Source organism: Marinobacter sp. F3R11 (assembly GCF_003318275.1).
In the GTDB taxonomy this organism is placed as follows: Bacteria; Pseudomonadota; Gammaproteobacteria; order Pseudomonadales; family Oleiphilaceae; genus Marinobacter.
Window position 1 is genome coordinate 53,231 of sequence record NZ_QOCH01000010.1, and the last position, 13,762, is coordinate 66,992.

11 protein-coding genes are annotated in these 13,762 nt (G+C 53.2%); 5 read left to right on the forward strand and 6 right to left on the reverse strand.

Translation table 11 applies throughout. From position 1 onward, the window contains the following. Positions 1 to 3 precede the first annotated feature (3 nt). The 3 genes from DS878_RS04285 to glpK all read left to right on the forward strand — a co-directional run bounded on the left by DS878_RS04285 (position 4) and on the right by glpK (position 4,152). Entirely contained in the window at positions 4 to 741 is a 738-nt protein-coding gene (locus DS878_RS04285; protein ID WP_113814752.1) for a response regulator, read from the forward strand. Positions 742 to 805: 64 nt separating this feature from the next. Beyond that, the gene (locus DS878_RS04290) at positions 806 to 2,377 is read left to right on the forward strand and encodes an ATP-binding protein (protein WP_113814753.1); all 1,572 of its coding nucleotides are present in this window, start codon (positions 806 to 808) and stop codon (positions 2,375 to 2,377) included. 293 nt (positions 2,378 to 2,670) lie between these two features. Then, positions 2,671 to 4,152, forward strand: coding sequence for a glycerol kinase GlpK (glpK, locus tag DS878_RS04295; protein WP_113814754.1), 1,482 nt, complete (start codon positions 2,671 to 2,673; stop codon positions 4,150 to 4,152). Positions 4,153 to 4,161: 9 nt separating this feature from the next. Here glpK and DS878_RS04300 read toward each other — a convergent pair whose 3' ends face one another. Together DS878_RS04300 and argF are read right to left on the reverse strand one after the other, a co-directional pair. Further along, positions 4,162 to 5,235, reverse strand: a complete 1,074-nt coding sequence (locus DS878_RS04300) for an ABC transporter ATP-binding protein (protein ID WP_113814755.1) — start codon at positions 5,233 to 5,235, stop codon at positions 4,162 to 4,164. Between the two features lie 6 nt (positions 5,236 to 5,241). Next, on the reverse strand, positions 5,242 to 6,156 hold the full coding sequence (argF, locus tag DS878_RS04305; RefSeq protein WP_113814756.1) for an ornithine carbamoyltransferase: 915 nt from the start codon (positions 6,154 to 6,156) through the stop codon (positions 5,242 to 5,244). 239 nt (positions 6,157 to 6,395) lie between these two features. Between argF and grxD the strand changes: the two genes are divergently transcribed. Further along, positions 6,396 to 6,722 carry a Grx4 family monothiol glutaredoxin gene (gene grxD, locus DS878_RS04310; RefSeq protein WP_113814757.1) on the forward strand — a complete coding sequence of 109 codons (327 nt, stop codon included), beginning with the start codon at positions 6,396 to 6,398 and terminating at the stop codon, positions 6,720 to 6,722. 110 nt (positions 6,723 to 6,832) lie between these two features. Here the strand turns inward: grxD and DS878_RS04315 are convergent, their stop codons facing one another. The 4 genes from DS878_RS04315 to DS878_RS04330 all read right to left on the reverse strand — a co-directional run bounded on the left by DS878_RS04315 (position 6,833) and on the right by DS878_RS04330 (position 12,160). Continuing rightward, complete coding sequence (locus DS878_RS04315; protein ID WP_113814758.1) at positions 6,833 to 9,037, reverse strand: DUF1631 domain-containing protein; 2,205 nt, start codon at positions 9,035 to 9,037, stop codon at positions 6,833 to 6,835. 197 nt (positions 9,038 to 9,234) lie between these two features. Next, positions 9,235 to 9,837: a Yip1 family protein gene (locus DS878_RS04320; protein ID WP_113814759.1), complete on the reverse strand. Its 603-nt coding sequence runs from the start codon at positions 9,835 to 9,837 to the stop codon at positions 9,235 to 9,237. 150 nt (positions 9,838 to 9,987) lie between these two features. Continuing rightward, positions 9,988 to 11,271, reverse strand: coding sequence for an HlyC/CorC family transporter (locus DS878_RS04325; RefSeq protein WP_113814760.1), 1,284 nt, complete (start codon positions 11,269 to 11,271; stop codon positions 9,988 to 9,990). A gap of 82 nt (positions 11,272 to 11,353) precedes the next feature. Then, positions 11,354 to 12,160 (reverse strand): inner membrane protein YpjD, encoded by an 807-nt coding sequence (locus tag DS878_RS04330; RefSeq protein WP_113814761.1) that lies wholly within the window; start codon positions 12,158 to 12,160, stop codon positions 11,354 to 11,356. A gap of 181 nt (positions 12,161 to 12,341) precedes the next feature. Between DS878_RS04330 and ffh the strand changes: the two genes are divergently transcribed. Next, a complete protein-coding gene (gene ffh, locus DS878_RS04335) occupies positions 12,342 to 13,727 on the forward strand; it encodes a signal recognition particle protein (RefSeq protein ID WP_113814762.1) in 1,386 nt (461 codons plus the stop codon). Positions 13,728 to 13,762: the final 35 nt, after the last annotated feature.

Genomic DNA, 13,762 nt, shown 5'->3' on the forward strand with positions numbered 1-13,762 from the left:
GAGATGGATCGCGTGGAACAGACAAACGAAAGTTGGCGAATTCTTATTGTCGAAGATGATGAGCGGCTGGCCGAGCTGACCCGGGAATACCTTGAGAGCAACGGTCTGGCGGTCTCAATCGAAACTCATGGAAGCTCAGCAGTTGAGCGTATTCGCACCGAGCAGCCAGACCTTATTGTGCTGGATTTGATGTTGCCGGGTGAAGACGGCCTGTCTATCTGCCGCCGTGTGCGACCGTTCTATTCTGGCCCCATCATCATGCTCACTGCACGTACTGATGATCTGGATCAGGTGCTTGGTCTTGAAATGGGCGCAGATGATTACATCGGAAAGCCCGTAAAGCCTCGCGTACTTCTGGCCCGTATCCGAGCCATGCTTCGCCGTGTAACAGAAAATGCCCAGAATAGTTCGGATGAAACGAGTGCCGAAGAGCCTACACGCATGCAGTTCAACGACCTGGTTGTGGACCGCTCAATGCGAGAAGCCTGGCTTAACGATGAAAGCATCGATCTCACCAGCGCTGAGTTCGACCTGCTCTGGTTGCTGGCAAGTAATGCCGGCCGGGTTCTCAGCCGCGAGGAAATTTTCACGGCATTGCGGGGCATCGAATACGATGGCCAGGACCGGTCGATTGATGTCCGGGTTTCCCGGATTCGCCCGAAAATCGGCGATGACCCCATCCACCCCCGCAGGATAAAAACCGTCCGGAGTAAAGGTTATCTGTTTGTGAAAGAGGCCTGACGATTCAGTCTATGGCGCTGGTACGGATTTTCTGGCCGGCGCTTCCCTGCCAGGGTTTGTTGACATGCCCCTGAAGTTTTTCCTCAATCTATATGCTCGCCTTGCTGGCCTCACAGCACTGGTAATACTGCTCTGTATTGCCCTTTTTCTGGGGATCAATTCTGTACGCTCACAATTCTGGCATGAGCGTTTCTCCGAGCCGCTCATGCGCTGGCTGGCTTCCTCTCCCGCTCCTGGGCACCAATATCCCTGGCTGGACTCTCTGAATGATTTCCAGGTTGGAGGCGCTGGGGAGTTGTCGCTTACTCCCGTCATCCGGGAGCGCCTGGGGTATGGTCAGGTGGTTGCTATTGAAGACGGTCTGGGCTATCGGTTTCTGGTGACAGGGCTTAATGGTGAAGTCATACAGTTCAGGGCATCTGAACCCTATCGGGATATAGCTCTCGCTTCTGCTCAAGTTCTGCGTATGCACCTGGACGCCGCCAGTCCGGAGGGTCGCGACGAGGTTCTGGAGCGATTGACAGACGCCCTGAAGATTGGTGTTTTGAGAGTTCAGGGTCCGGAGGCTCTGCCAGGCGATGAGGTGCTGGAAAGGGTATACAACCAGGGTTTCGCCTTTTATCGTGACAACGGTGAAGGTCTGGTGCTTATGCAGTTGGCAGACGGTGAGCTGATTGAGGTTAGCATGCCAGACGGGGCCTTCAATCCTTGGGCGTGGCCGGTCACTTTGCTGTTGTTGCTGGTGTCAGGAAGTGCTCTTGCGCTGTGGTTGATTTTTGTACTTCGAGCCCTGGATAGCAACTTGCGCAAAGTAGAGTCTGTTGCTGTGCGGATTGCTCGCGGAGAAATGAGTGCTCGCGTAGATGCGGGTGAGGGTACGGTTGTCTCTCGCCTGGCAGCGGCGTTTAACGGTATGGCAGAGCACATTCAGCGCCTTGTTGATGTTCAGAGGGAAATGATTCATGCAGTGTCCCACGAATTGAGAACACCGGTTGCCCGCATTCGCTTCGGGGTGCAGATGATTGAGGATTGTCAGGGGCAGGAAGCGCTTCAGAAGCAACTTGATGGTATTGACGGCGATATTCAGGAGCTGGATGAGCTGATTGATGAGATTCTGACCTACGCCCGCCTTGAGCAGGGTGGGCCGGTTTTCAAGCTTGAGGAAGCGTCTGTAACTGAAATTGTGAGGCAGGTTGTGGCGGAGCAGCAGAGAACCCGACCTGCTCTGAGTATCGAAAGTGAAATTGATGAATCAACAGAGCACCTGGCTACCGCTGACGTGGAACCGCGCTACATTCACCGGGCTATCCAGAACCTTGTGGGTAATGCCGGGCGCTATGCGGCTGGTCGGGTGCTTGTGCGTTGTCATATTGACGAGGATCATTGCCGGGTAGATGTGGAAGACGATGGTCCGGGTATTCCGGAAGAAGAGTGGGAGAAGGTGTTTACCGCGTTTGCGAGACTTGACGACAGTCGAACCCGTACTTCTGGTGGGTATGGGCTTGGCCTCTCCATCGTCCGTCGTATTCTGTATTGGCATAACGGGCAGGCATTTGTGAGTCGGAGTGACGGCCTTGGCGGTGCGCGTTTCAGTCTGGTCTGGCCGCGTAACAAGCCGTTGGAGCCAGATATGTGATGCAGCTCTCTGGTTTTCACCAGATGTAACAAAGCGACAACACAAGAGCTACTGAAACAACTGCAGCCGGTACCGATAATTAAAGCGTAAGGGATGACTTCTAACGTTGTGGTTCTTACGAAATTTCCTTGTTTCATTCGTCATTTGAGGGCCGGTTTTTCCGGCCCTTTTTTTTGCGTTCCTGTACTCCGCACTTTTTGTCAGTTTTCCTTTCGGGTATGCACCCATTTTCTTCTGTCCTTGAACCAGCTGCTGGTAGACTCCTGTAAACAGCCAGACATACAGGATCCATAATGACCCGATACCTGCTTGCGATTGACCAGGGTACTACCAGCTCCCGATCCATCATTTTTGACCAGACGGGTACCAGCATTGCTACTGATCAGCAGGAGTTTCGCCAGTACTTTCCAAGTGACGGCCGGGTAGAGCACGATGCAGCTGAGATCTGGGAAACTACGCTTGCGGTGTGTCGTGGTGCGCTGAAAAAAGCCGGTATTGATGCCTCTGAACTGGCCGGGGTCGGGATTACCAATCAGCGGGAAACAACGGTGATCTGGGAGCGGGCGACGGGCAAGCCGATCCATAACGCGATCGTCTGGCAGGACAGACGTACGGCATCACTGTGCACCAAGCTTAAAACCGATGGCCATGAGCAGGCGGTCGTCGAGCGCACCGGTCTGTTGATCGACCCCTACTTCTCCGCCACCAAGATTGCCTGGATATTGGATAATGTGGAGGGCGCACGTTCCCGTGCCGAGGCCGGTGAGCTGGCGTTTGGAACTATAGATACCTGGCTTCTCTGGAACCTGACTGGCGGAAGTTCGCATTTTACAGATGCTACAAACGCGTCCAGGACTGCATTGTTCAATATCCATGAACAGGCGTGGGATGATGAACTGCTATCGCTGTTTCGTGTGCCGAAGGCTGTATTGCCAGATGTTCTCGATAGTGCAGCGGATTTTGGCTTGACTGATGCCAGATGGCTTGGTGCACCGGTTATGGTTGCAGGCATGGCGGGCGATCAGCAGGCGGCGCTGATTGGCCAGGCCTGCTTCAAGCCGGGCATGGCGAAGAGTACCTATGGCACTGGCTGTTTTCTGGTGGTTAATACTGGCGCTGAAGCCCTGCGTTCGGAAAACCGCCTGCTGACGACCGTGGCTTATCGACTTGATGGTAAGCCATGCTATGCGGTTGAGGGCAGTATTTTTGTAGCGGGCGCTGCCATGCAGTGGCTGCGCGATGGATTGAAACTGATTAGCCATGCCAACGAATCCGCCTCCCATGCTGAAACGGTCGGTGTGGATAATCAGGTGTATCTGGTGCCAGCGTTCACCGGGTTGGGCGCGCCACATTGGGACCCCCATGCCCGTGGGGCCATCCTGGGGCTGACCCGGGATACCGGCATTGGCGAGATTGTCACCGCCGGGCTACAGTCAGTGTGCTACCAGACCAAGGATCTGGTGCGAGCCATTCAGAATGACGGTGCAGCCCTGGCATCATTACGTGTGGATGGCGGCATGGTAGTCAATGATTGGCTGATGCAGTTTCTGTCGGACATCCTGAACGTTACGGTTGACCGCCCCAGGATAACCGAAACGACCGCTTTGGGGGTGGCCTACCTTGCCGGGCTGCAAACCGGAGTTTATGACAGCCTGGAGCAGATCTCGGAACTCTGGGAGTGCGAGCAGCAGTTCCAGGCGGAAATGAGTCCGGCGCTGCGGGAGTCCCTGTATGCGGGTTGGCTGGATGCAATCGAAAGGGTGTGCAATAACTGAATCTGTAGCTCAGTTGTTGCGTTCAAAAGCAATGAGATGATCGGCTTCTACCCGGACAGGAACCGTCTCGCCCAGATTAAAATCCTGGTGGCTGCGGAACAGTGCCTCAAATTCCGTGTCTTCAGAACAGCGGAACCTGTAGAGCGTAGAGGTACCGGCAAAGGTCTTTTCCACCACTTTGGGTCTCAGGTCTGACTCTGCATCATAGACAATGTCATCAGGGCGGATAAGCACATCTACCAGAGTGCCGGAGGCCCATTTGTAGGCCCGGTTGCCATGAATGGTGCCTAGCTCGGATTCGATGGTATCCGGCCCCACCGCTTTACCCGGTATAAATCCACCCTGGCCTATGAAGCTTGCCACAAAGCGGTTTGCGGGTTCATGGTAGAGATTGTAAGGCACATCCCATTGCTGGATCTCCCCATTCTGGAGTACCGCTACCTGGTCGCACATGGCAAAGGCTTCCTGTTGATCGTGTGTCACAAGGATGGCGCTTATGCCGAGTGTTTTCAGTATCTCCCGGACATCCAGGCTGAGCCTGCGGCGCAGATCTGTATCCAGATTCGAGAAGGGCTCATCGAGCAGAATCAGTGTGGGTTCGGGAGCTAGAGCTCGTGCCAGTGCAACCCGTTGTTGCTGGCCGCCCGAAAGCTCGTGTGGATAATTGTCCGCCAGATCCTGCAAGTGAACGACGTTAAGCAGTTCCATGACTTTGTTGCGCTTCTGGGCTCTATCCAGCCCCTGCAATCCAAACCCTACGTTATCGGCAATGCTCAGGTGAGGAAACAGGGCGTAGTCCTGAAAAACCATACCGATGCGGCGCTTCTCCGGTGGGAGAGTGCGGCCAGGGAGGCTTATCTGCCGGGAATCCAGGCATATCTCACCACCGGTCAGAGGAAGGAAACCGGCCAGAGCCCTCAGAATTGTACTTTTCCCGCAACCGCTGGGCCCGAGCAGACAGCCTATATCTCCGTGGCTGAGCGCGAAGCTGATACCTTTCACAACAGCGTCTCCGCCATAGCCGCATGTCAGGTTATTTACTTCAAGCAACCAGTTGTGAGTGGTAGTTCCGTGGGAGCTCATAGCGTCTCAGTCCAGGCGATTCAGGATCAGGAATTCCAGCAGCGCCTTCTGGGCGTGAAGCCGGTTTTCTGCTTCGTCCCAGATTACTGACGCCGGGTGTTCCATCATGTCGGCAGAAATTTCTTCGCCACGGTGTGCTGGCAGGCAGTGCATGAGCAAGGCATCCTTTGCCGCTATCTCCATCAGCGAGGGGTTGATCTGGTAGTTGCTGAAGGCCTTTTCGCGTGCTTTCTGCTCGTCTTCCTGGCCCATTGAGGCCCATACGTCGGTTACCAGCAGGTTTGCATTGCGAGCGGCTTCAGCCGGCTCCCGCATGAGAGTTATACGGGAACCATGGGCTTTCACCAGTTCCGGGGCGGGTTCGTAACCTTCGGGTGTGGCTATGTTCAGGTGGAAGTCGAACTGAGCAGCGGCATTAATGTAGGAATGGCACATGTTGTTTCCATCACCAATCCAGGCCACTGTGGCACCCCGTATGCTCCCGCGATGCTCGCGATAGGTCTGCATGTCGGCAAGTAACTGGCAGGGATGGAAGTCATCCGTCAGGGCATTGATAACCGGTGCCCGCGAAGCCTTTGCGAACTTCTCGACCGTTTCATGGGCAAAGGTACGGATCATCACAGCATCTACCATACTGGAGATGACAATTGCAGAGTCCTCAATCGGCTCCCCGCGGCCTAACTGTGTATCCCGGGGAGAGAGAAACATGGCGGAGCCGCCCAGTTGCGTCATGCCGGCTTCGAAAGAGACCCGGGTACGGGTTGAGGACTTCTCGAAAATCATCGCCAGTACGCGATTCCTGAGTGAGTCCCTGACCTTGCCCTGACGCCATTCGTTCCGGAGTCTGGTGCCATGATCCACCAGACTTTCCAGTTCGGTTGTGGTCATGTCATTCAGTGTCAGAAAATGCCTTGCTGCCATGGGATGGCCCTTACCTTGATGAAGCCGGGAATGAGTGAAGAATAGTGGTGAAAAAAGGGCATCAAGTCTAGCCCTTCACGCCAGTGATGACAACGCTTCCGGTGGGTCATGTCCTGCATCAAACTGTTGTGTTTGTTGAGGGACTGGCCCGACGTGTACAATAGAGCCCTGATAAATTCGGTGTAATGGCGCGAAAAAGCGCAACATACTGTTCCGCTTTCAATCATAGGTGAATGCTCATGGACATTAATGAAACCATTAAAACCCAGCTCTCGGAAAACCCGATTATCCTTTATATGAAGGGCTCGCCCCAGGCCCCGCAATGCGGTTTTTCTGCCAAGACATCCCAGGCGCTGATGGCGTGTGGTGAGCGCTTTGCATTTGTGAATATTCTCGATAACCAGGAGTTACGCGAAGGCCTCAAAGTATATTCAAGCTGGCCAACATACCCTCAGCTCTATATTAACGGAGAGCTGGTCGGTGGTTGCGACATCATTATGGAAATGTCTGAGAGTGGAGAATTGGCGAAGCTGGTCAAGGAAGCGGCGAAACAAGCTGAAGCCTGATTGCTGCTGTCACGCTACAGCATTGGCCTCAGGTTGCTCCATTATTGCCAGATGATCTTTGTGTCAAGTTAAGTGCCGAACCCGCAGAAAACCTGCGGGTTCAGGCTCTGTCAGGCTGTTTTGCTGCGCAGGGAGCCTACGACAGCATCAAGAGCCCGATCAATGAATGCTCCTTGCTCAAGCAGAGTCATTCTTCCGCGCCGCATTTCATGGGCAAGCTCAGTACGAGTCTTCTCAATAACTTTCAGGCCCATGCGGTTAACAAAGACGAAGCAGTCTGCTTCTTCAATGATTGCTGAAAGTTTGCATCGGAAGCTTGCGCCATTTACAAGACGGAACTCAACCCAGTTACCTATCTCTATGTTATCAATCTGAGCCATAAACTCAGCGATAGCGGCATCCTCGGGTTGGGGTTGCGGCTGGCTCTTGAAGTTATTCTGCTCGTATTCTTCCTGGGGTGGCTCTTCAGCGATCTCCATGCTGGAGCTTGTGCGGAAAGCCTCTGCCAGTTCGTGCTTGAGCTGGCTCATGGTCTCATCGAGCTTTGAAGCGTTATACGAAACTTCTTCCAGGCCCGCACGCAGTGATTTGAGCAGCCCGGGAACAACCCTGACCCACTGATCCCGTTCGGAATCGTCCTGGTGGGGATGGAGGCACCAGATAAGGTCATCGACAACCTTCACGGTTTCCTGCCAGCGATGCTCCACATCGTCCCGAAGATAGGCCAGGAACATGACCCGGCTCCAGCCATTGATCAGCAGGTTATAGGTAGGCTCCGGGAGCCGGTGTCGGGCAACTCGCTCCTTTATTACCCGATCAACCAGTTCCTGGGCTTTCTGGGATTTGATGCGGCCGCGCTCGGATTCGCGAGTACGTTGCTCTACAAGAGACGCTTTGCGGTTTTCCCTGGCTAGAAACTCTTCGAACTCGTCGTTAAGTGTTTCGAACAGGGTGATATCACCGTCGAACTCGCAGAGGATTCTCTGCACTATGCCGTGAATCTTTTCGTACAGCTTGTCCCTGGCTTTTTCATCGCTGTTACTCCAGCCAATTCCCGCCCGGGCAAGAGCATTGAGCAACTTCCTTGCAGGATGTGTGGTCTTGCTGAAAAAGCTCTTGTCTTTTATGACAACTTTCAGGATTGGTATCTGCAGCCGGCTTATCAGAACCTGAACAGGCGCAGACAGGTTGTAGTCATCGAGAATGAATTCAAAGAGCATGGATACGAGGTTGATCAGGTCCTCATCCATTTCCTTGAGGGCAGGCTTCTTTCCATCGGAAGTGTTGGTCTGCGCCAGAATCTGTTGAACGGCGTCCCTAAGGTCGATGGTAAGTGGCTCGCCTTCACTGAGATTGTGTTCGGCGCCGGCCTGTGTGGCAAATGGCAGGGAGGCCAACAGATTTACCAGTTCATTACCTCCGATAATCCGAATGTCCGGATCATGTTGGCGGGATGGTATGCCTGCATTGGCTCTCTGGCGTGCCAGTAGCTGGTGAATCTGGTCAAATACAGCGTTATTTCCGGTACCACTATCCAGCCAGTTTTCATCTTGCGTGGCTGAGCTGTCCTTCCCGCTGGTTGAGGGCTGGGATTCAGGGGCGCTGTGCTGGTGGCCGGTCTTTCCGTGGTAACGGAAGTTGGGTATAACGCCAGCCTGGACAAGGATCCGGTTTGCTTCATCCAGAAGCATGCCCAGATTGGACACGACGTAGCGATCAAACTGCTTGAGCAGAATTAATCGTTCACGAATCTGTATTTCCAGAGCCTGGATTGCATCTGTAAAAGCGCTGCAGAGATGTTCGGGCGCCATGGGGTTGACGGGAGTTTCATCGGAAGCTCCGTCGTAAACCTGGCTGAATCGGGTCTGGAGCTGTATGAGCGGCCCCTGGAAATGGGCTTTCGCTTTGGTGATCATGGCGTTCAGAGCTACTTGCTCTTCCAGATCATCATCGCCAACAAGTGCGAGATTGTCTGCGTTCGCCTGTTGCGCCAGCATGTCGTCCTGCAGGTGGCCTGTGTGAGGCGGGTTTGCAAAAAACTGAGCAATTGTATTCTGAAAGTGGCGCTCTACGCCTTTTCGCTTGATGCGAATTTCTCGCATGGCTTCAAAATAGCGGTTCTGCTCGTTGTTGCTGCGGGCATTATTTGCCAGCTCAAACAACGAATCATCAACGGCATCAAATGCGCCCTGCAGCAGATCCCCAAGTCCGGCGACAACTGTATCGCGGATGCGGGTGACCTCCGCAGGAACAGGTTTGTTGCTTCCCGCTTCCCTGTGTTCCCGGAGGTAATGTATGCCGGACTGCTTGTTCATGGCCGACTCCTGTTAACGGCTCAACCGGGTACATGACCGAGCTAAAATGTCTGTTTACGATTATATATTAAATTTACCGCATTTTTGATCCCGTTAACATGATTAAAAATCAGGTTAGATGTCAATTCAAAAATAAAGGGTGCTCCCTGAGAGCACCCTTTGCCCATTCACTAACATTAAATACCGGCGACTGGTCTTTATGAGACATAAACCGGGCCGACGCCCATGCTCCAGATCACTACGCTCATGGCAAGAAGGGCGACAAACATCACCAGGCCGACAGTAAGGACTGCTGAGGCAAACATGAATCCACGATCTTCTGGAATTTTCATCAGGATGGGCAGGCCTTCATAAAGCAGGTATACCGCATAAGCAATGGCGACCAGCCCTGCCAGCATGTTCACCCATATATTGGGATAAACGGCAATCACTCCGATCAGGAAGATAGGGGTGGCGGTATAGGCGGCCATTGTAACGCCTCGTGGCGTACGTTCTACTGCGTCATAAGTTGCTGCAAAGAAATCGATGAACTTGCCGAGAATGAATATGCCGGCCAGCATCGCGGCATAAAACAATACTGACAGACTTAGTGCGCTGCTTACGGAGAGGCGTGTGACCTGGCCATCACCTATTTGCCAGCCTACCTGGCTGGTCCCAATGAAACCGGCCAGAGCGGGAATCAGGGCGAGAAGTAATACGTGTCCTGTGTAGAGGCGGGTAACCGATTCGGATTCTTTCCGGATGGCTTCCCATTGTTGGTCGGGGTGGGTCAGAAGGCCAAAAGTATGCGTCAGGCTCATGGGTAAACTCCTTGCGATTATTATTGTTTCGCACTCTACCCAAGTGTTGGTGGTAGATTGATATGCGTCAAGGAGCTGGTTAAATTTTGATCTTTCAAGAGAGCGTTCCTCTATAACCGGAACGTCTATCAAAAAATATAACGGGCGGCCTCAGGTGATAGTTAGCGCTCGTTTTTTACGCTTTTTGGGGTGGACTATCGCTGCTTTCACAACGTTGTCCTTGATCTGGAGGACCTCGACCCTGTGGCCATCTACCTTCAGGCAGACGTTGGTATCCGGAATGTTTTCAAGGGTTTCGGTGATCAGGCCGTTTAGGGTTTTCGGTCCGTCTGTAGGCAATTTCCAGCCCAGGGTCTTGTTGATGGTGCGTACAGAAGCTGTACCGTCAATAATGAAGGTGTTGTCTTCCTGCGGAATGATGTCCGGGCTGGTGTCCGCGTAGTCCGTTGTAAATTCGCCGACAATCTCCTCGAGAATGTCTTCCAGTGTGGCGAGTCCAAGTACATCGCCATATTCATCTACCACAATGCCAAAGCGGCGCTTCCCTTTCTGGAAGTTGATGAGCTGAGTGTTCAGCGGGGTGCTTTCGGGAACAAAGTAAGGTTCCTGGCAAAGCTGAAGAATCATACTTTTGTTGATTTCTTCCTGTTGCAGCAGCTTGGTTGCGCTGCGCAGGTGGAGGATCCCCTGAATGTTATTGATGTCACCCTTGAATACCGGCAGGCGCGTGTGCTGGCTGTTTCTCAGTTGGCGTAAAATGGTGTCAGTATCATCGTCCAGATCAATGCCGGCCACTTCGTTGCGCGGCACCATGATGTCATTCACTGTCACCTTCTCCAGGTCCAGGATGCTGACAAGCATATCTTTGTGCTTTGTCGGGATGAGGGCACCGGCTTCATTTACCAGAGTTCTGAGCTCTTCTCGGCTGAGGTGTTCCGTAGCGGCATCGTCAGGCGAGATTCTCAGAATCCTGAGAATGGCGCCGGTAAACAGATTTACTGCCCATACGATGGGGTAAAGCACTTTCAGTAAAGGGCCCAGTATGTAGCTTGCAGGGAATGCAATTTTTTCCGGGAACAGGGCGGCCAGAGTTTTGGGTGTGACTTCTGCAAAAATCAGGATGACGATGGTCAGCAGGAGTGTGGCAACTGCAATGCCGGCGTCGCCCCATATGCGGATAGCGATAACCGTAGCGATAGACGAGGCAAGTATATTGACGAAATTGTTGCCGATGAGAATGATGCCGATCAGCTGGTCGGTGCGCTGTAGCAACCCTTGTGCTCGTTTTGCGCCCTTATGCCCGGTTTTCGCCATGTGTTTGAGGCGATACCGGTTGAGTGACATCATCCCGGTTTCGGAGCTGGAAAAAAAAGCCGAAAGCATGATTAGCCCGACGAGAATAATCGACAGCGCAGTAAGCGATGTACTGTCCAAACCAGAGGCGTCCTTATGTTGCTGGCAATGAGCGAAAATAGGTTGTGATTGTATCTGGTGTCAAGTGGTTATGGGCGGCAGATCAGCCGCCCTTCCGGAAAACCAGTTCCAGAGCGAACTTGCTGCCGTAAAAGGCCACCATAAGGAGTGCGCAGCCGGCCAGTGTCCAGCGGCTGGCGGTAATGCCGCGCCAGCCTTTTGTGTAGCGGCCGACGAGCAGGCCGACAAAAACCAGGAGAGATAGCAGAGAAAACAGAGTCTTATGGGCCAGATTCTGAGCAAACAGGTTCTCTATGAAAATGGCGCCCGTCACAATGGCAAGAATGAGCATTACGACGCCAGCCCACACCATTTCAAAAAGCAGGGATTCCATCGTCTGTAGTGGTGGCAGATTGCGCACCAGGGGGCTGTTGTAGTTTCGCTTTAGTTGGCGGTTTTGCAGATAAAGCAGAGTTGCCTGTATGGCCGCAAGAGAAAACAGGCTGTAGGCTGTAACCGAGAGCGCGATGTGAGAAAGTAAGCCGTAGCTTTCGCCGGAAACAAGGCGTGATGGTGTGTGGGCGGTTAATGCCATGATTATTGTGAATGCCGCCAGTGGATAGGCGCCCAGAAAAAGGCTTTGAACCGGCTTTTTCAGGTTCAGGCCCAATAGAAGGAAAACGATCAGCCAGGAAATCAGGGCTGTGCTTTTAAACAGGCTGAAGTCTATGCCGCCATCGTGTTGAATGGTTTGGGCGATCAAAAGTCCGTGCGCAGTAAGCGCCAGCATTCCGATAAGGGTGGTGATCGCAATGTTGCTGTGCACACGTCCACGAAAGTGAAGTGCTTGTAGAGCGGTGCCTACGCTATACAGAAAAAGAGAGGTGACCGCGAGAATCAGCGTTCCCATGACTTCCTTATTAACCACTTAGCTGACTGGGAATCGGCAGGCATTGCTGCCGATTTGACCGGGTTGGTCGTTTCACGACGATAGTCTGGTTATAATGTCGCGATTATGCAACAGGAATCAAGGAGCCAGAGCTGGCTCTGCGGTTTATGCACTCAATTTATCCGGGGTACGGAAGAGCCACATGTTTGAAAACCTCCAAGACCGACTTTCCGGTAGCCTGCGCAAGATTTCCGGTCAGGCGCGGCTAACCGATGACAATATAAAGGATACCCTCCGTGAAGTGCGTATGGCACTGCTGGAGGCAGACGTTGCGTTGCCGGTAGTGAAGGACTTTGTAGAAGGTGTCCGTCAGCGTGCTATAGGTCAGGAAGTCCAGCGCAGCCTTACCCCCGGCCAGGTGTTTGTAAAGATTGTTCAGCAAGAGCTGGAGCGAGTGATGGGGGAGGGGAATGAAACCCTCAACCTTGCCGTTCAGCCACCCGCTGTAATTATGATGGCGGGTCTTCAGGGGGCGGGTAAAACGACTACGGTTGCAAAGCTGTCCCGCTTTCTGAAAGAACGGCAGAAAAAAACGGTTCTGGTGGTCAGTGCTGATGTATACAGGCCTGCTGCTATCAAGCAGTTGGAAACTCTGGCGTCTGAAGTCGGCGTTGAGTTTTTCCCGAGTACCGCTGATCAGGATCCGGTTGCCATTGCTGAAGGTGCGGTTGCTGCCGCTCGCAAGAAACACATCGATGTTGTGATTCTTGATACTGCGGGCCGCTTGCACGTTGATGAGCAGATGATGGGTGAGATCGGGCGGCTGCACAAAGCGGTTAACCCGGTTGAGACCCTCTTTGTTGTTGATGCCATGACCGGGCAGGATGCTGCAAACACCGCCAAGGCATTTAACGATGCCTTGCCGCTGACCGGTGTGGTACTGACAAAGACAGACGGTGATGCCCGTGGTGGTGCGGCGCTCTCAGTGCGCCATATAACGGGTAAGCCTATCAAGTTTCTCGGGGTCGGCGAAAAGACTGATGCTCTTGAGCCGTTTCACCCGGACCGGGTCGCATCCCGTATTCTTGGCATGGGCGACGTGCTGTCTCTGATCGAGGAGGCAGAGCGCAAGCTGGATCAAAAGAAGGCACAGAAACTCACCAGAAAGATCAAAAAAGGCAAAAGCTTTGATCTTGAGGACTTCCGTGACCAGCTTCAGCAAATGAAAAACATGGGGGGAATTGGCGGCCTGATGGATAAGTTGCCTGGAATGGGGCAAATGGCCCAGGTAGCGCAACAGCAGGTTAACGATAAATCCATGGGGCAGTTGGAAGCGATCATCTGTTCGATGACTGCTAAAGAGCGTCGTCACCCGGATGTTATCAATAATTCCCGTAAGCGCCGTATTGCCGCTGGTTCAGGAACCCAGATACAGGATGTGAATCGTCTGCTCAAGCAGCACAAGCAAATGCAGAAAATGATGAAGAAGTTCAGCAAAAAGGGTGGAATGGCGAATATGATGCGCGGCCTGGGTGGTATGATGCCGCCGGGCGGTGGCGGAGGAATGCCTCCTTTTGGCCGTATGTAAAAAGCCTTATGTGGAAAACCTGGAAACAGTGTGTT